General features: G+C 75.4%; 18 protein-coding genes. 12 read left to right on the top strand and 6 right to left on the bottom strand.

Annotated elements, in window-relative coordinates; genetic code table 11:
- Positions 1–69: 69 nt before the first annotated feature.
- From ABZ249_RS01590 to ABZ249_RS01570, 5 genes are read left to right on the top strand one after another with little or no spacing between them, the layout of a single operon-like run.
- The gene (locus ABZ249_RS01590; RefSeq protein ID WP_355255730.1) at positions 70–1347 is read left to right on the top strand and encodes an FAD-dependent oxidoreductase; all 1278 of its coding nucleotides are present in this window, start codon (positions 70–72) and stop codon (positions 1345–1347) included.
- A complete protein-coding gene (locus tag ABZ249_RS01585) occupies positions 1344–2075 on the top strand; it encodes a DUF1365 domain-containing protein (RefSeq protein WP_355255727.1) in 732 nt (243 codons plus the stop codon). Before ABZ249_RS01590 ends, ABZ249_RS01585 begins: the two co-directional genes overlap by 4 nt.
- A complete protein-coding gene (locus ABZ249_RS01580) occupies positions 2072–3331 on the top strand; it encodes a cyclopropane-fatty-acyl-phospholipid synthase family protein (RefSeq protein WP_355255725.1) in 1260 nt (419 codons plus the stop codon). Before ABZ249_RS01585 ends, ABZ249_RS01580 begins: the two co-directional genes overlap by 4 nt.
- Positions 3328–4596 (top strand): cyclopropane-fatty-acyl-phospholipid synthase family protein, encoded by a 1269-nt coding sequence (locus ABZ249_RS01575; RefSeq protein WP_355255723.1) that lies wholly within the window; start codon positions 3328–3330, stop codon positions 4594–4596. Before ABZ249_RS01580 ends, ABZ249_RS01575 begins: the two co-directional genes overlap by 4 nt.
- Positions 4593–5381, top strand: coding sequence for a DUF1295 domain-containing protein (locus ABZ249_RS01570; protein ID WP_355255720.1), 789 nt, complete (start codon positions 4593–4595; stop codon positions 5379–5381). The genes ABZ249_RS01575 and ABZ249_RS01570 overlap by 4 nt, the downstream gene beginning before the upstream one ends.
- Positions 5382–5487: 106 nt before the next feature.
- Here the strand turns inward: ABZ249_RS01570 and ABZ249_RS01565 are convergent, their stop codons facing one another.
- The 6 genes from ABZ249_RS01565 to ABZ249_RS01540 all read right to left on the bottom strand — a co-directional run bounded on the left by ABZ249_RS01565 (position 5488) and on the right by ABZ249_RS01540 (position 10406).
- Entirely contained in the window at positions 5488–6273 is a 786-nt protein-coding gene (locus tag ABZ249_RS01565; RefSeq protein ID WP_355255717.1) for an SDR family oxidoreductase, read from the bottom strand.
- Positions 6274–6378: 105 nt separating this feature from the next.
- Positions 6379–7428, bottom strand: coding sequence for an NAD(P)-dependent alcohol dehydrogenase (locus tag ABZ249_RS01560; protein WP_355255714.1), 1050 nt, complete (start codon positions 7426–7428; stop codon positions 6379–6381).
- Positions 7429–7523: 95 nt separating this feature from the next.
- Positions 7524–8777 (bottom strand): FAD-dependent oxidoreductase, encoded by a 1254-nt coding sequence (locus tag ABZ249_RS01555; protein ID WP_355255711.1) that lies wholly within the window; start codon positions 8775–8777, stop codon positions 7524–7526.
- Positions 8774–8971: a ferredoxin gene (locus ABZ249_RS01550; protein ID WP_355255708.1), complete on the bottom strand. Its 198-nt coding sequence runs from the start codon at positions 8969–8971 to the stop codon at positions 8774–8776. The genes ABZ249_RS01555 and ABZ249_RS01550 overlap by 4 nt, the downstream gene beginning before the upstream one ends.
- Positions 8968–9876 carry a pyridoxamine 5'-phosphate oxidase family protein gene (locus tag ABZ249_RS01545; protein WP_355255705.1) on the bottom strand — a complete coding sequence of 303 codons (909 nt, stop codon included), beginning with the start codon at positions 9874–9876 and terminating at the stop codon, positions 8968–8970. Before ABZ249_RS01545 ends, ABZ249_RS01550 begins: the two co-directional genes overlap by 4 nt.
- Positions 9877–9953: 77 nt before the next feature.
- The gene (locus ABZ249_RS01540; protein ID WP_355255702.1) at positions 9954–10406 is read right to left on the bottom strand and encodes a VOC family protein; all 453 of its coding nucleotides are present in this window, start codon (positions 10404–10406) and stop codon (positions 9954–9956) included.
- A gap of 173 nt (positions 10407–10579) precedes the next feature.
- Between ABZ249_RS01540 and ABZ249_RS01535 the strand changes: the two genes are divergently transcribed.
- The 7 genes from ABZ249_RS01535 (at position 10580) to ABZ249_RS01505 (ending at position 16817) form a co-directional block, all read left to right on the top strand.
- Positions 10580–11119, top strand: a complete 540-nt coding sequence (locus tag ABZ249_RS01535; protein WP_355255699.1) for a CGNR zinc finger domain-containing protein — start codon at positions 10580–10582, stop codon at positions 11117–11119.
- Between the two features lie 163 nt (positions 11120–11282).
- Entirely contained in the window at positions 11283–12794 is a 1512-nt protein-coding gene (locus tag ABZ249_RS01530; protein ID WP_355256037.1) for an MFS transporter, read from the top strand.
- Between the two features lie 30 nt (positions 12795–12824).
- Positions 12825–13217, top strand: coding sequence for a VOC family protein (locus ABZ249_RS01525; protein ID WP_355255696.1), 393 nt, complete (start codon positions 12825–12827; stop codon positions 13215–13217).
- Positions 13218–13225: 8 nt separating this feature from the next.
- Positions 13226–13609, top strand: coding sequence for a VOC family protein (locus tag ABZ249_RS01520; RefSeq protein WP_355255693.1), 384 nt, complete (start codon positions 13226–13228; stop codon positions 13607–13609).
- A gap of 1 nt (position 13610) precedes the next feature.
- Entirely contained in the window at positions 13611–14582 is a 972-nt protein-coding gene (locus tag ABZ249_RS01515; protein WP_355255690.1) for a sigma-70 family RNA polymerase sigma factor, read from the top strand.
- 175 nt (positions 14583–14757) lie between these two features.
- Positions 14758–15846 (top strand): LacI family DNA-binding transcriptional regulator, encoded by a 1089-nt coding sequence (locus ABZ249_RS01510; RefSeq protein ID WP_355255687.1) that lies wholly within the window; start codon positions 14758–14760, stop codon positions 15844–15846.
- Positions 15843–16817 (top strand): sugar ABC transporter permease, encoded by a 975-nt coding sequence (locus ABZ249_RS01505; RefSeq protein ID WP_355255684.1) that lies wholly within the window; start codon positions 15843–15845, stop codon positions 16815–16817. Before ABZ249_RS01510 ends, ABZ249_RS01505 begins: the two co-directional genes overlap by 4 nt.
- Positions 16818–16819: the final 2 nt, after the last annotated feature.

The raw sequence follows: 16819 nt of genomic DNA, 5'->3' as shown, positions 1-16819 counted from the left end.
GCGCCGCCACCCATCCGCGGCCGGGCCGGCCCCGAATACCCGGTACCAGCCCCCACCGAAGGGACACGTGTGGTCCAGGACAGGCACACCCACCGCCGGCGTATCGCCGTGATCGGCTCCGGGGTCTCCGGACTGACCGCCGCGCACATCCTGCGCGAGCGGGCCGAGGTCACCCTGCTGGAGGCCGACGACCGCCTGGGCGGCCACGCCCACACCCACCGGCTCACCGGGGAGGACGGCGGCGAGCTCTCCGTGGACAGCGGCTTCATCGTCCACAACCGCCGCACCTACCCCCACCTGGTCCGGCTCTTCGACGAGCTGGGCGTGGAGACCCGGCCCGCCGAGATGAGCCTCTCGGTGTCCTGCGACGGCTGCGGCCTGGAGTACGCGGGTTCGCGCGGAGCCCGCGCCCTGCTGCCCACCGGCTCCCGCGCCGGCGCCGCCCACCTGCGGATGCTCGTCGAGATCCCCCGCTTCCACCGCGCCGCCCGCGCCCTGCTGGCCGCCCCGGACCACGGCCCGGGACCCACCCTGGGGGAGTTCGCCGCCGACGGCTCCCTGAGCCGCCACACCGTGGCGCACTTCCTGGTGCCCCTGGTGTCGGCGGTGTGGTCCTGCCCTCCCGGCACCGCACTGGACTACCCCGCCCGGTACCTGTTCGCCTTCCTGGCGAACCACGGGATGCTCGGCGTCTGGGGCTCCCCCCGGTGGCGGACGGTCGCCGGCGGCTCGCGTTCCTACGTGGAGCGGATCGCCAAGAACCTCGACGCGGTCCGCACCGGGGCACCCGTCCGTTCTCTGGAGCGCCGCCCGGGCGGGGTCCGCCTGCGGGCGGGCGGCGACGTCCTGGAATTCGACGCGGCCGTCGTCGCGGTCCACGCCGACCGGGCGCTGTCCCTGCTGGAGCGGCCCACCCCCGACGAGCGCGCGGTGCTGGGCGCGTTCCGCTACTCCCGCAACCGGACCCTGCTGCACACCGACACCTCCGTGCTGCCCCGCGACCCCGTGGTACGGGCGAGCTGGAACCACCGGCTGCCCTCCTGCGACCCCGACGCCGGGGCCGTCCGCGTCAGCTACGACATGAACCGGCTCCAGCGCCTGCCCGGCCGGCGCCGCCACCTGGTCACCCTCAACGACGACGGGCGCGTCGACCCCCGTCTGGTCCTGGCCGAGATGGACTACGAGCACCCGGTGTACACACCCGCGGCACTGGCCGCGCAGCGCCGCCTGCCCGACCTGAACGACGGGACCGTCGCCTTCGCCGGCGCCCACCACGGCTGGGGCTTCCACGAGGACGGCTGCGCCTCCGGGGTCCGCGCCGCCGAGAGCCTGGGGGTGTCCTGGTGAGCGCCCCCGCGGCGCCCGCCCTCTACGAGGCCGTCGTCCGGCACGTCCGCGCGGCCCCGGTCCGCTCAGCCTTCGCGCACCGGACCTACTACTGGCTGACCGACCTCGACCACCCGCCGCGGCTCCCGTGGCCGCTGCGCCCCCTGGCGGGCTTCGGCCACCGGGCCTCCCGAGCGGACCTGGAGAGGTACCTGGCCGGGGCGGGCGCCCACCTGGACGGAGGGCCGGTCCTCGTCCTCGGCCACGCCCGGGTGCTCGGGTACGCCTTCGACCCGCTGACCGTCTACTGGTGCCACCGCCGCGACGGCACCCTCGCCCGCGTCGTCGCCGAGGTGCACAACACCTACGGCGACCGCCACCGCTACCTCCTCGACGTGGACGCGCGCGGGCGGGCGGAGACCGCCAAGGCCATGTACGTCTCCCCGTTCCACGGGGTCGAGGGGACCTACCGCCTGGCCCTGCCCGAGCCGGGGGAGCGGCTCTCCCTCACCGTCACCCTCCACACCGGCGGGGCGCCGCCCTTCGCCGCCTCGGTGCGGGGCCGCCGCGTCCCGGCCACCCCCGCCTCCCTGCTCCGCCTGGCCCTGCGCCGCCCGCTCGCCCCCCTTGTGGGCGCGGCCCGCATCCGCACCCGGGGCATCGGCCTCTACCTGCGCGGAGTCCCGGTCCACCCGAGGCCGGACCAACACGACACCACCGCACACGAGAAGACAGGTGCACGACCATGACCACCACGACCCCGCCCCCGGCGCCGCCCGCCGCCGTCGACGCACGCCGCTGGCCCGACGTCGCCCGGGTGCCCCGTTCCCGCCTGCGCGCCGCCGCCGCACGCGTCCTGGCCCGCCACGCCGCGCGCCGCGCGGGGGTGCGGATCACCGAGGACCCCGCCGCCGTCCGGGACCCGGGAACCGGCGCCCCCGTCCTGTGCCTGCGCGACCCCGAGGCGTTCCACCGCAGACTGGGCGCGGGCGGGCTCATCGGGCTGGGCGAGTCCTATATGGCGGGCGAGTGGGACTCCCCGGACCCGGTGGCCCTGCTCACCCGGCTGGCCGAGCACTACACGGACCTGGTCCCGCGCCCCCTGCGCCCCCTGCGCCACATCACCCTGCCGCGCCGGGGCCGGGGCGAGCGCAACACCCGGGAGGCGGCCCGCCGCAACATCGGCCACCACTACGACCTGTCCAACGACCTCTTCGCGCTGTTCCTGGACCGCACCATGACGTACTCCGCGGCGCTGTTCGACGGACCCGGCCCGCGCGACCCCGACACCCTGGCGGCCGCCCAGGAGCGCAAGATCGACCGCCTCCTTGACGCCGTGGGAGCCGGTCCCGGCACCACCCTGCTGGAGATCGGCACCGGGTGGGGGTCCCTGGCGCTGAGGGCGGCCCGGCGCGGGGCCCGCGTCACCACCGTCACCCTCTCCGCCGAGCAGCGGGACCTGGCCGTGCGGCGGCTGGCCGAGGCCGGGGCGGACGGCGCCGCCGACGTCCTGCTGCTCGACTACCGCGACGTGGACGGCGAGTACGACGCCGTGGTCAGCGTGGAGATGATCGAGGCCGTCGGCGAGCACTACTGGCCGGCCTACTTCTCCGCCCTGAACCGGCTGGTGCGCCCCGGAGGCCGGGTCGGCATCCAGTCCATCACCATGGACCACCGGCTGATGCGGGCCTCCCGGCACTCCTACACCTGGATGCACAAGTACGTCTTCCCCGGCGGGCTCATCCCCTCCGTGGCCGCCATCGAGCGGCAGGTGCGCGACCGCACGTCCCTACGAGTGGTCGACCGGCACGCGTTCGGCGCGGACTACGCCGACACCCTCCTGGTCTGGAGGCGCTCCTTCGACGCCGCCGCGGACCGGGTGGCCGGGCTCGGCTTCGACCCCGTCTTCCAGCGCATGTGGGACTTCTACCTCGCCTACTGCGAGGCCGGGTTCCGCTCCGGGATCATCGACGTGGAGCAGATCGTCATGGAGCGTGCCGGATGAGCGCCCCCGCCGCCCGCCGCGGCCGGCCGCGCGGTGTCGCCCACTTCCTCGCCCCGGTGCTCGCCGCGTTCTTCGACGGCCGCCCGCCGGTGCGCCTGCGCGCCTGGGACGGCAGCGAGGCCGGTCCGGCCGACGCGCCCGTCGCCGTCCTGCGCGACCGCGACGCCCTGCGGTACGCGGTGACCCGCCCCGGCGAGCTCGGCCTGGCCCGCGCCTACGTCAGCGGCGCCCTGGACGTGGAGGGCGACCTCACCGACGCACTGCGCCGGGTCGGCGCCGCGGTCCGCCGCCACGGCGCCTCCCCGCCCGGACCCGGCGAGTGGGCGGGGGCGGCCCGTGCCCTGCTGGCCGTGGGCGCCGTCGGCGCCCCGCCGCCGCGCCCGCGCGGCGAGGCCCGGCTCCGGGGGCGCACGCACTCCCGCGAGCGCGACGCGGCCGCCATCTCGCACCACTACGACGCGGGCAACGCCGTCTACTCCCTGCTGCTGGACGAGACCATGGCCTACTCCTGCGCCTACTGGCCCGACGACGACCCCCACGCCACCCTCGCCGACGCCCAGCGCGCCAAGCTCGACCTGGTCTGCCGGGAGCTGGGGCTGCGGGAGGGCGCGCGCCTGCTCGACGTCGGCTGCGGGTGGGGCTCGCTCACCCTGCACGCCGCCCGCCGCTTCGGCGCGCACGTGACCGCGGTGACCCTGTCGGCGGCCCAGCGCGACCACGTCGCCGCACGGGTCCGCGACGAGGGCCTCCACGACCGGGTCGAGGTGGGGCTGCGCCACTACCGCGACATCGACCGGGGCGGGTTCGACGCCGTGGCGGCCATCGAGATGGGCGAGCACGTGGGCCGGGACGAGTACGCGCCGTTCGCCCGGCGGCTGCGGTCCCTGCTGCGGCCGGGGGGCCGGCTGCTGGTCCAGCAGATGTCCCGCGGGGGCGACCACCCCGGCGGCGGCCCGTTCATCGAGCGCTACATCGCCCCCGACATGTACATGCGCCCCCTGGGCGAGACGGTGGGCCTCATCGAGGACGCCGGCCTGGAGGTGACCGGGGTGCGCTCGATGCGCGAGCACTACGTGCGCACCGCCCGCGCGTGGTCGGCGGAGCTGGAGCGGCGCTACGACGACCTGGTGGCGCTGGCGGGGGAGGAGGCCGCGCGGACCTGGCGGCTGTACCTGGCGGGCGGCGCTCTGGCGTTCGAGGAGGGGCGGATGGGCGTCCACCAGATCTCCGCGCGCCGGTCCGGCCCAGGAGAGGGGGCGGCGTGAACCCCGCCGCCCTGGCCCTGACCTCGGCCCTGTCCGCGGCGGCGGTGCTCCTGCTCATGCTCGCGGCCTTCGCCGCCGGGCGGCGGCTGGGCCGGCACAGCGTCGTCGACGTCGCCTGGGGGCCGGCGTTCGTCCTCGTGGCGGCGGTCTGCCTGGCCACCGCCACCGGGGACCTGCTGCGCCCCGTGCTGCTGCTCGCCCTGACGGCGGTGTGGGGCACCCGGCTGGCCGTCCACATCGGCCTGCGCTCCCGGGGCTCGGGCGAGGACCCGCGCTACGAGCGCCTGCTCTCCCGCGCCCCTGGGAATCGTGACCTGTACGCGCTGCGTGTCGTGTACCTGCTCCAGGGCGCGCTGGTCTGGCTGGTCTCGCTTCCGCTCCAGCTCGCCGCGCACGCCCCGGGACCGCTCGGCTGGTGGGCGGCGGCGGGCGCCGCCCTGTGGCTGCTCGGATTCGCCTTCGAGACGGCGGGCGACGCCCAGCTGGCCGCCTTCCGCCGCGACCCGGCCAACCGGGGCAGGGTCATGGACCGGGGCCTGTGGGCGTGGACCCGCCACCCCAACTACTTCGGCGACGCCTGCGTGTGGTGGGGGCTGTTCCTCGTCGCGGCCTCGGGCGGTCCCTGGACCCTGCTCGCCCTGCCCGCCCCGCTGGTGATGACCTACCTCCTCACCCGCGGCTCGGGGCAGCGCCTGCTGGACGAGCACATGCGCGGGCGCCCCGGCTGGGCCGAGTACGAGGCCCGCACCAGCGCCTTCGTGCCCCGCCCTCCCCGCCGTCCCTGAACCGCCCGGACCCGCGGACCCCGCGAGGCACCGGTCCCGGAGGGGGAGGCGGTGACGGGAAGAGCGGCGCGGCCGCCCCGGCCCCGCCGGGGCGGCCGCTCCCGGGTCAGACGGTGGGGATCGCCCCGCCGTCCACCCGGATGACCGACCCGGTCACGTAGGCCGCCTGCGCGCTCGCCAGGAACGCCGCCACCGCCCCGTACTCCTCGGCCCGGCCGTACCGGCCCACGGGGATCGTCGCCGCGGCCTCGCGCTCGACCTCCTCCACGGTGCGCCCCTCCCGCTCGGCGCGCGCACGGTCCAGGGAGTCCGTGCGGGCGGTGGTGATCCGGCCCGGGACGATGACGTTCACCGTCACCCCGTCCGCGGCCACCTCGCCCGACACCGTCTTGGACCAGGAGTGCAGCGACGCCCGCAGCGTGTTGGACACCCCCAGGTTCGGGATGGGCGCGATCGGCCCGGCCGAGGTGCTCGTGATGACCCGGCCCCAGCCGCGTTCGCGCATCCCGCCGATCACGGCGTCCGTCAGCCGGATCACCGGCAGCACCATCGCCCCGTACATGTCCTCCCACAGGCCGGGCTCCTGGCCCAGCGCCGGGGTGGGCGGCGGGCCGCCGGTGTTGTTGACCAGGATGTCCACCGGCCCCAGCCGGTCGCCCACGTACGCGGCCACCTCCTCGGCGCGGCCGTGGTCGGCCAGGTCCCACTCCACCGACAGGGCCGACGTCCCGTGGGCGTCGCAGTCCTCCACGGTCCTGGTCAGCCGTTCCTTGTCGCGCCCGGTCACCGCCACGTTCACGCCCTCGGCCGCCAGGGCCACGGCGATCGCCCGCCCCAGCCCCGAACTCGCCGCCGTCACCAGCGCGGTCTTGCCCGCGATTCCCAGATCCACCTGTTCCGCCTTCCCGGCCCGGTATCGGTCGGGCGCACTCTACCGAGACCGGTGCGCGTACGAAAACGCCCGGACCCCCACGGGTCCGGGCGTCCGACGCGCGGGTCACCCCTCGTGGGGCACCACCACGGCGCGGCCGGAGATCTCCCCGGCCTCCAGCCGCCGGTACGCCTCCAGGGCGTCCTCCATGCCGAACCGCTCCACCTCCGGGCGGATCTGCCCGGCCCGGTACATGTCCACGACCTCCCACAGGTCCTCCACCGTCCCCCAGTAGGTGTTGGTGACGTAGGACTCGTAGGGGTTGGTGAAGAACGAGAACTCGTGGGTGCCGCCCGCGATGCCGACCACCGTCACCCGCCCGCCCTGGGCGACGGTCGCCGTCGCCGTCGCGATCGTCGGGGTGATGCCGACGAAGTCGAACGCCGCGTCCACGCCCCGGCCGCCGGTGATCTCGCGGATCTGCTCCACCTGCCGGTCGCCGCCCGCGACGGTCACCGCGCCGTTCTCCTCCGCCCGGGCCAGGGCCTGGGGTTTGACGTCGGTGGCGATCACCGTCGCCCCGGTCAGCGCCTTGAGGATCTGCACGCCGATCTGCCCCAGCCCGCCCAGGCCGATCACCAGGGCGTGCCGGCCGCCGCCCGCCAGGTGCGGCAGCGCCTGCTTGATCGCGTGGTAGGGCGTGAGCCCGGCGTCCGACAGCGGGGCCGCGTCCACCGGGTCGGCGTCGCCCAGCGGCACCAGGTGGTGCTCGGGGACCGTCAGGAACTCGGCCATGCCGCCGTCGCGGCCCAGGCCCGTGGCCAGATAGGGCATGGTCGCGGCGTTCTCGCAGTAGGTGTCCTGGCCGCGCGCGCACTTGCGGCAGTGGCCGCAGCCGATCGGCCCGTACACGAGGTAGGCGTCGCCGGTCCTGACGCGGTCGCTCACGCCCTCGCCGAGCTCCTCCACCCAGCCCGAGTTCTCGTGCCCCAGCACGAACGGCGGCTTCTGCGCGCCGGGGGAGCCCTCCTTGAAGTGCCGGTAGACGCTCACGTCGGAGTGGCAGGCGCCCGCGCCCGCCACCCGCAGCAGCACCTCGCCCGGGCCCGGCTTCGGCCTCGGGACGTCGGTCAGCGACGGGAACTGCTCGTAGTTCTCGAAGACCACGGCTCGCATCGGGTGTTCTCCTGCCTGTCGGCGGTTCGGCGGGGCCGGGCGCACCGTTGGACACGTCCGGTGGCCGGCCGACCGCTCGACGCTATCAACGCAGGTCACGCCTGTCTGTCAACGGCGATCCCGGAATCGGTCGACACTTCTTGACCCGCGAGGCCCCGGGCGATCCGCCGACGGTGGGCGGCCAGCCGGGAGGTCCGGCCGACGGTCAGCGCGCCGACCGTCCGGCCTCCCCGGCGGTAGACGACCTCCAGGCGCCGGTTCGGGAGGTCGTGTTCGAGGACCTCGGCCAGGTCCGCGGCCCGGGGCACCCCCACCGACCGGATGCGCAGCCCGAACTGGTCGGACCAGAAGGACGGGACCCCCGGCTCCCGCGGCGGTGCCCCGCCCAGCAGGGCCGCCGCGGCCGTGGCGGCGTGGTCGACCGCCTCGCTCCAGTGTCCGAGCGCGAGGTGCGCGGGCGCCCCCGGGCCGGGGAAGGGGTGCGGTGCGGCCGCCGCGTCCCCGAGGGCCACGATCCCCGGAACGGGCGAACCGCGGTGGTCCAGCACCCTCCTGCGGCCGTCGCACAGCAGCGCTCCGCTGCCCGGGTCCAGGCCGAGCCCGGAGCCGCGCAGCCACGCCGTGTTGGGGCGGGCGCCCAGGGCGAGCACGACGGTGCGGGCCGCCACCCGGGTCCCGTCCGACAGCAGGGCGGTCCCCCGGTGGTCCGGGAGTTCCGCCATGGTGGCGCCCATACGCAGGTCGACCCCCGCGTCGGCCTGCACGGCGGCCATGAAGGACCCGGCCGCCGGGCCGACGGCCGCTTCGAGGGGGGACCCGGCCGGGTCCACCAGAGTGACCGGGAGCCCCATCGACCGGGCCGCCGAGGCGACCTCGCAGCCCAGGAAGCCCCCGCCGGCCACCAGCACGGGCCCTCCCGCGAGCAGGGCCCCGCGCAGCGCGACCGCGTCGCGGCGCCCGCGCAGCAGGTGCACGCCCCGCTCCGGGGGGACGCCCGGGCCGGGCCACGGGGCGGCCGAGGCGCCGGTGGCGATCACCAGCCCGCCGTACCGCAGCGGGGTCCCGTCGTCCAGCACGACGGTGCGGGCGGCCCGGTCCAGCCGGACGGCGGCACGCCCCAGGACCAGGCGCGCGTCCAAGCCGGCGGGGAGCGGGAGTTCGGCGGCGTCCGCCGGCAGCCGCCCGGTCAGCACTTCCTTGGACAGCGGCGGACGGTCGTAGGGGGGATGGGGCTCGTCGCCGACGAGGGTCAGGCCGCCCGCGTACCCCAGGTCGCGCAGGGCGGTCGCGGCCCGCAGCCCGGCCAGGCCGGCCCCGACGACCACGACCGGGTCGGGGCCGCCGCTCATTCCCCGGCCCCCTCGACCGTGATGGCCCGGAGCGGGCAGTCCGCGGCCGCCCGCAGGACGGCGGCGGACCGCCCTGGGGGAGGGGCGGGGTCGTACACGAGGTTCTCGTCGTCGTCGAAGGAGAAGACGTCGGGGGCGGCGAAGACGCAGCGGCCGTTGTCGTCACAGGCGGCGCGGTCGACGTGGATCCTCATCGGGGGTCTCCGTTCGGGGCGGCCGGGGTGACCGGCGGGTTGAACTTGGAGTACAGGGGCGCTCCGGGGGACAGCAGGCCCGCGCCGGGAGTGGACACGGTGCGCTCGACCTCGAACTCGACCTCGCGGTCGGTGCCGTCCCAGTGGATGCGCGCGGTGCCGGTGAGCTGGAGGACCGTGCCCGTCCCCCAGTCCGGGAACAGCAGACCCGCCCGCGGCCGCTCCCACAGGTTGCCCAGGGTGTTGAACATGGCGTTGCCGGCGTAGTCGGGCCAGGAGAGCCGGCCGGGGGAGTGGACCCGCACGAACCCCGGGGAGCCGCCGCGGTGGTTGGCGTCGGCGTCGCCCCCGGGGGCCGCGGTGGCGATGAAGAAGGTGTCGGCGGAGCCCACCAGGTCCCTCTGCGCCGGGGTCAGGCGGTCCCCGGCGGCGGGCGTGCCCCGGCGGTCGGCCGGCACCGGGTGCGGGACGCGCTTCTGGATGTACTTGGGGCAGTTGGAGTAGACCTGGTCGGTCGTGACGCGCAGTCCCCCCGGGCGCGGGTGCGCGACCCCGTTGATCCGCATCCGCCGCCGGGTCGCGGGATCGATGGCCAGGATCCCGATACGGGCGGGGGAGCGCCCGAGCGGCCCGTCCAGGGGGTCGCCCGCCCCGGGCAGGGCGTCCACCTCCAGGGTGCGGGGGCCGGAGGCGCGCAGGAATCCGGGGGGTCCGCCGAGCAGCGTGCACCAGGGGTCCCCGCCGCCGTCGACGGCTCCGACCGCCAGCCAGGTCCGCTCGGCGAGGAACGCGGCGGCGACGTCGGGGATCTCCGTGCGGATCGCCCCGTCGGAGAAGGCGGCCTGGTCGGCCAGCCCCGCCCGTTCCTGGACGGCGCGCTCGCCGGGGTGGTAGCGGGTTCCCATGGTCCCTCCTGTGGTCCGAGTGATGGGGGCGCGGCCGGTGCGGCGGGCGCCCCGGGGCGCCCGCCGACGGGTGTCCTCTAGAAGAAGCCGCAGGTGGGCGCGGCACCGGAGGGGGCGGGGGCGGCCCCGGCCCCGGAGGGGGCGTAGATCTCCAGGCGGATCCCGTCCGGGTCATGGAAGAAGATCCCGCCGGAGGCGGCGCCCTCGCCGTGGGGGACCACGCCGTCGTAGGCGAACTCCACGGCCAGGTCCAGCAGCACGCCCTCGGCGGCCCGGACCTCCTCGATGTCCTCCACCTGGAAGGACAGGTGGTGCAGGCCGGAGGAGGCGCGGTCGAAGGGCCCGTCCGCCTGCCGCCACAGGGTGAGGAGCAGCTTCCCCTCCCGTCCGAGGAAGGCGAACTCGCGCCCCTTCTCATCGCCCTCTCCCAGGACCTCGAAGCCGAAGACCCGCACGTAGAAGTCGCGGGAGCGGCCGAGGTCGGTGACGTTCAGGCCCACATGCCCGGTGGTGAGGGCGGTCGGTGCCATGTCGGTTCTCCTTGGTTCGCCGGTCTAACCGTCGAAAGCGAATTTAAGGGTTAGTCGCCGCCGGAGTCAACCTGTAAAATCCATTTAGGTGGTTATCGCAGGTGGCTGGTAGCATCCGGCCACCGCGGGCTCCCGCCACGGGCCCGCCGACGGAGGAAGGGGGTGCGGGACCGGTGCTCGACCGACCGCTCCGGGGCGAACCGCTCGCCATGGACCTGCTCAACACCCGGTGGATCGCGGGCGGGGTCGACCACGACCTCCTCCGGGCCCCCGGCGGCCTGGAGCGGTGGCTCGCCGACAACGGCCTCACCGACCGCTTCCCCGCCGACGAGGCCTTCCTGCCGCCCCTCCTGCGCGTCCGGGCCGTTCTCGCCGAGCTCGTGGCCGAACCCGGATCCCCCGCGGCGGCCGCCGGGCTCAACGAGGCCCTGGCCCACGGCAGCGTGCGCCGGCTCCTGGGCCCTCAGGGCCCCGACACCGCCGTCGACCTCGACGACCCCTCCTGGGGGCCCGCCTGGGCCGCGGCGGCCGACTACCTCGACCTGCTCCGGGCCCCCGACCGCATCCGCCGCTGCGGCCACCCCGACTGTGTTCTGTACTTCTTCGACACCTCCAAGAACGGCACCCGCCGCTGGTGCTCCATGGCGGGGTGCGGCAACCGCGCCAAGGCCGCCCGCCACCAGGCCCGGGCCCGGGCGGACCGCCCGGCCTGACCGGCCCCCGCGGGTGCGGGCGGAGATCCGCCGGTGCGGCGCGATGAGTTCCCCGGCCCTCCCGGGTCCGTACGTGTGAACGATCCCGTCCGGACCGGAGGACCCCGTGACCGAACCCGAACCCGCCGCTCCCGCACCCGCGGCCCGCCCCGACCGGCGGGCCCTGTTCGGCCTGGCCGTACTGGCCCTGCCCACCCTGCTGCTCTCGATCGACATGAGCGTCCTGTACCTGGCGCTGCCCCACCTGGCCGCCGACCTGGCCCCCACCGGGCCGCAGCTGCTGTGGGCGGTGGACGCCTACGGCTTCATGGTCGCCGGGTTCCTCGTCACCATGGGCACCCTGGGCGACCGCATCGGCCGCCGCCGGCTCCTGCTCATCGGCGCCGCCGCCTTCGGCGCGGCCTCCGCCGTCGCCGCGTTCGCGCCCACCATCGAGGTCCTCATCGCCACCCGCGCCCTCATGGGCGTCGCCGGGGCCACCCTCATGCCCTCCACCCTCGGCCTCATCGGCGGCATGTTCCCCGACCCGCGCCACCGGGCCGCCGCCATCGCCGTCTGGAGCGCCTGCTTCATGGGCGGCACCGCCATCGGCCCCATGGTCGGCGGGGTGCTCCTGCACTGGTTCTGGTGGGGGTCGGTGTTCCTGCTCGGGGTGCCCGTGATGGTGCTGCTCCTGGTGTGCGGGCCGCTGCTGCTGCCCGAACAGCGCGCCGACCACCCCGGCCGCCTCGACCTCACCAGCGTCGCCCTGTCCCTGGCCGCCGTGCTGCCCGTGGTCCACGGCCTCAAGACGCTCGCCGACGGCCACGCCCCGGCCGTCCCCCTGCTCACCGTCGCCGCCGGACTGGCCGCGGGGACGCTGTTCGTCCGCCGCCAGCTCCGCCTGGACGACCCGCTGCTGGACCTGCGCCTGTTCCGCGCGCCCGCCTTCGGCGCCGCCCTGGCCGTGATGGCGGCCGGGGCCCTGGCCATGGGCGGGACCTTCCTGCTCATCAGCCAGTACTTCCAGCTCGTCGCCGGGTACCCGCCGCTCACCGCCGGACTGTGGCTGGTGCCCCCGTCGCTGGCGATGATCGCCGCCACCCTGGCGGCCCCGCCCCTGGCCGCCCGGATCGGCCGCGCCACCGTGATCGGCGGCGGCATGTTCGTCACCGCGGCCGGGTTCGCCGTGCTGGCCCTGGCGCCCGCCCAGGACGGGGCGCTCCCCGTCATGGCCGGGCTGCTGCTCGCCTCGGTCGGGCTGGGCCCCGGCGCCGCCCTGGTCGCCGACATCGTCATCGGCTCGGCCCCCGCCGAACGCGCCGGAGCCGCCGCCTCCATGTCCGAGACCAGCGGCGAACTCGGCATCGCCCTGGGCATCGCGCTCATCGGCAGCCTCTCCGCCGCCGTCTACCGCGCCGGGGTCACCCTGCCCGAGGGGGTGCCCGACGCGGCCGCGGGCTCCCTGGCCCAGGCCGTCGACATCGCCCGCACCCTGCCCGACGGCCTCGCCGCGGCCCTGCTCGGCCCGGCCCGCGAGGCGTTCACCGCCGGGCTCAACCTGGCCGGGGGCATCGGCGCCGCCGCCATGGCCGTCTTCGGCGCGGCCGCCCTGGTCCTGCTGCGCATCCCGGAGAAACCCGCCGCACCCGATGAGTCCCGGGCCCCGGACGGGTCGGTACGGGTGAACGACTAGGACCCGCTCGCACACTTCCCGGGAGAGACCATGGCCAACCTCGACAGCATGCTGCTCGCCAGCACCGACCCCGACCGCCTGCACGACTGGTACGCCGCCGCCCTGGAGCCCGACTCCGACGACGACGTCGACTCCTACCGGGTGCTGCGGTTCGGCCACTTCCACCTGCTCATCGACCGCCGCGACGACGTCGGCCCCGAGGCCGCCGACGCCGCCCGCATGATCATCAACTTCGACGTGGACGACGCCCGCGCCGTCGCCGCACGCATGGACGGGCTGGGCACCTCGTGGATCGCGCCGCTGGAGGACCGCGGCGGCAGCCTGTTCGCCACCGCCGCCGACCCCGACGGCAACTACGTCCAGATCATCCAGCTCGGCGAAGCGGACCGCGCGGCCATGGCCGCGACCGAGATCGATTCCTAGGAGGGGACATGTTCGACGGCAGCCGGGCCTTCGGGTCCTTCGCGGTGCCGGACACCGCAAAGGCGCGCGAGTTCTACGGCGGGACCCTGGGACTGGACGTGCGGCCGGTCGAGGGCATGGAGGAGGAGGGGCTCGTCCGGATCGGCCTGGGCGACGGGCGGGCGATCCTCGTCTACCCCAAGCCCGACCACGTGCCCGCCACCTACACGGTCCTCAACCTGGTCGTGGACGACATCGGGGCCGCGGTGGACGAACTGGCCCGCCGCGGTGTGCGGACCCTGCGCTACGAGGGGTTCGACCAGGACGAGAAGGGGATCGCGCACGGCACGCCCTCGGTCGCGTGGTTCACCGACCCGGCCGGGAACGTGGTTTCTGTCATACAGGAGGCGTAGCGTGTCGGTCGTGGTGGAACAGACGACCGACCAGGACTTCGCCAGGCTCGCCGACCCCTACCGGCGCGAGCTGTACGCCCACTGCTACCGGATGCTCGGCTCGGTGCACGACGCCGAGGACCTGGTGCAGGAGACGTACCTGCGCGCGTGGAAGGCCTACGACGGCTTCGAGGGCCGGTCGAGCCTGCGCACCTGGCTGCACCGCATCGCCACCACGGCCTGCCTCACCGCACTGGAGCGCCGTCGGCGGCGGCCCCTGCCCACCGGGCTGGGCGGGCCCGCCGCCGACCCGTCGGCCGAGCTGGCCGACGGCCCCGAGGTGCCCTGGCTGGAGCCGGTGCCCGACTCCCTGGTCGGCGCCGACGACCCGGGCAGCGTGGTCGCCGCCCGCACCGGGGTGCGCCTGGCCCTGGTGGCCGCGCTCCAGTACCTCCAGCCGCGCCAGCGCGCCGTGCTGGTCCTGCGCGACGTGCTGCGGCTGTCCGCCGCCGAGGTCGCCGACATCCTGGAGACCTCCGTCCCGGCGGTCAACAGCCTGCTCCAGCGGGCCCGGGCGCAGCTGTCGCGCAACGCCCCGGTGGAGGAGGAGATCGTCGAGCCGGCCGAGGCCAAGGCGATCCTGGCCCGCTACGTGGCGGCGTTCGAGACCTACGACGTATCGGCCATCACCGCCGTGTTCACCGAGGACGCGGTGTTCGAGATGCCGCCGTTCCGCACCTGGGTCCAGGGGGCCGCGCACATCGCGGAGCTGATCTCCGTGCACTGCCCGGCCTCGGCCGCGGGCGACATGGTGCTGGTGCCGGTCGAGGCCAACGGGCAGGCCGGGTTCGGGCTGTACATGCGCGACGGGGAGGGCGTGCACCGGGCGTTCGGGCTCAAGGTGCTGGACCTGGCGCCCGGCGGCGTGCGGCACGCGGCGATGTTCTTCGACACCTCGCTCTTCCGGCGCTTCGGCCTGCCCGAACACCTCTGAGCCCGGGGCCTCCCGGCCGCCCCGGATCCGGGACCGTTCTGTGCGCATATCGGACTTGACGTGGCGAAGGCGGCGGATGTAGCTTCCTGGAAACGTTTCCAGTGTGGCCTGCGTCTCCCTGCGGCCCGCCTGGAAACGTTTTCACTCTCCTCGGCGGATCGTGACTGGAGCTTCGATGACCTCTTCACGGGCCACCCTGATCCAGGTGGCGGAACGGGCGGGGGTCTCCCTGGCCTCCACCTCCCGTGCGCTGCACGGGAGCGGCGCCAGCGCCGCCATGGTCGAACGGGTGCGCGCGGCGGCCGAGGAGCTCGGCTACAGCCCCGACGCGATCGGGCGCTCGCTGCGCATGAAGAAGACCTTCCAGATCGCCTTCGCCGTCGCCGACATCGGCAACCCGGTCTACGTCGAGATGATGACCGCGATCCACGAGGTGCTCGCCCCGCACGGGTACCGCGTGGTCGTCATGTCCACCGGCGGCACCACGGAGTCCACCACCGAGCTGGTCCGCAGCCTCAGCGGCGGGTTCGTCGACGGGATGATCCTCGTGCCCCTGCGCACCGACGACCGGCTCATCGACGCCCTCCAGCAGCGCGACGTGCCCGTGGTCGTCGTCGGCCGCCAGCTCGACGCCCACGGCATCGACTCGGTCTCCACAGACTCCGCCGCCGGTATCGGCCAGGCGGTCCTGCACCTGCGCAGGATCGGCCGCCGCCGCATCGGCTTCCTCAACGGCCCCCTGGACACCACCCCCGGCGAGGCCCGCCAGCGCGGCTTCGACATGGCCACCGCCGACGACGAGGACGCCCCGCGCCCCGCCGTCGAGGTGGCCGGGGACTTCACCGTCGCCGCGGGCGTGGTCGCGGCCCGGCGCCTGCTGGACGGCGCCGCCGAGGCCGGGGACCCCCTCGACGCGGTGGTCGCCGCCAACGACCTGCTGGCGATCGCCGCCATCCGCGCCGCCCGGGAGCGGGGCCTGTCGGTCCCCGAGGACCTCGCCGTGACCGGCATGGACGACACGGAGTTCGGACGGGTCTTCCAGCCGACCCTGACCAGCGTCTCCCTGGGCTCGGCCGAACGCGGCCGCTCCGCCGCCCGGATCATGCTCGACCTGGCCGAGGGCCGCGAGGAGGGCACCCGGCAGATCCGGGTGGGCCCCCGGCTCATCGTCCGCGAGTCGACCTCCGTCACCGGCACCGGTGCCGCCGAAGCCCCCGGGACCGCCGGGAACCGCGGGACCGCCGACACCGAGGGGGACTCGTGAGGACCCCCGCACCGACCGCCTCCGGCGGCACCCGCACCCGGCCCGGCCCGGCCGGGCGCCGCCCGGCGCCGCGCCCCGGCGGCATGGCCCGCGCCCGCCGCCGCGAGGCGGCCGCCCTGGTCATGCCCTCGCTGCTGCCGATCCTCGTGCTCAGCGTCGCCCCGCTGGTCGTCGGCCTCGGCCTGGCCTTCACCGACGCCCGCCTCGTGCGCAGGCCCGACTACGACCCGGTCGGCTTCGACAACTTCGTGCGCCTGCTGGACAACGGCTTCTTCTGGGAGTCGTTCCGCATCGGCATGGTGTGGGCCGTGTCGGTGACCCTGCTCCAGCTCGCCGCCGGGATGGGCCTGGCCCTGCTGCTCGACTCCGGGCTGCGCCTCCAGGGGCTCACCCGGGTCCTGGCGCTCATCCCCTGGGCGATGCCGCCGGTCGTCGTGGCGATCATGTGGCAGATGATCTACTCGCCCAACGCCGGCCCCCTCAACGCGGCCCTGGGCGCGATCGGACTGCCCGACGACATCAACTGGCTGGCGGACTTCTCCACGGCGCTGCCCGCCGTCATCGTCGTCGGGGTCTGGGTCGGCATGCCGCAGACCACCGTCACCCTGCTCGCCGGGCTCCAGCAGATCCCGGGCGAGCTGTACGAGGCCGCCGCCATGGACGGCGCCGGCCCCTGGCGCCGCTTCACCGGGGTGACCCTGCCGAGCCTGCGCCCCATCATCGCCTCCATCACCTCGCTGAACTTCATCTGGAACTTCAACTCGTTCTCGCTGGTGTACGTGCTCACCGAGGGCGGGCCCGGCGGCCGGACCATGCTGCCGATGCTGTTCACGTACCTGGAGGCGTTCAAGAACCGCAACATCGGCTACGCCGCGGCCATGGGCGTGGTGCTCGTCGTCGTGGTGGTCCTGCTGCTGGCCCTCTACCTGTGGTCGCAGTTCCGCGAAGACCGCGAAGGCAAGGTGGGCTGACC

Source organism: Nocardiopsis sp. NPDC006139, assembly GCF_040614155.1.
Taxonomy (GTDB): Bacteria; Actinomycetota; Actinomycetes; order Streptosporangiales; family Streptosporangiaceae; genus Nocardiopsis; species Nocardiopsis changdeensis.
The sequence above is the reverse complement of the archived record's forward strand: the minus strand, read 5'-3'. Positions and strand labels throughout refer to the sequence as shown.

Bases quoted from the DNA above. Each gene is read 5' to 3' on its own strand.
- ABZ249_RS01580 (WP_355255725.1), top strand. From the start codon at position 2,072: ATGACCACCACGACCCCGCCCCCGGCGCCGCCCGCCGCCGTCGACGCA.
- ABZ249_RS01575 (WP_355255723.1), top strand. From the start codon at position 3,328: ATGAGCGCCCCCGCCGCCCGCCGCGGCCGGCCGCGCGGTGTCGCCCAC.
- ABZ249_RS01560 (WP_355255714.1), bottom strand. From the start codon at position 7,428: ATGCGAGCCGTGGTCTTCGAGAACTACGAGCAGTTCCCGTCGCTGACC.
- ABZ249_RS01555 (WP_355255711.1), bottom strand. From the start codon at position 8,777: ATGAGCGGCGGCCCCGACCCGGTCGTGGTCGTCGGGGCCGGCCTGGCC.
- ABZ249_RS01550 (WP_355255708.1), bottom strand. From the start codon at position 8,971: ATGAGGATCCACGTCGACCGCGCCGCCTGTGACGACAACGGCCGCTGC.
- ABZ249_RS01545 (WP_355255705.1), bottom strand. From the start codon at position 9,876: ATGGGAACCCGCTACCACCCCGGCGAGCGCGCCGTCCAGGAACGGGCG.
- ABZ249_RS01540 (WP_355255702.1), bottom strand. From the start codon at position 10,406: ATGGCACCGACCGCCCTCACCACCGGGCATGTGGGCCTGAACGTCACC.
- ABZ249_RS01525 (WP_355255696.1), top strand. From the start codon at position 12,825: ATGGCCAACCTCGACAGCATGCTGCTCGCCAGCACCGACCCCGACCGC.
- ABZ249_RS01520 (WP_355255693.1), top strand. From the start codon at position 13,226: ATGTTCGACGGCAGCCGGGCCTTCGGGTCCTTCGCGGTGCCGGACACC.
- ABZ249_RS01510 (WP_355255687.1), top strand. From the start codon at position 14,758: ATGACCTCTTCACGGGCCACCCTGATCCAGGTGGCGGAACGGGCGGGG.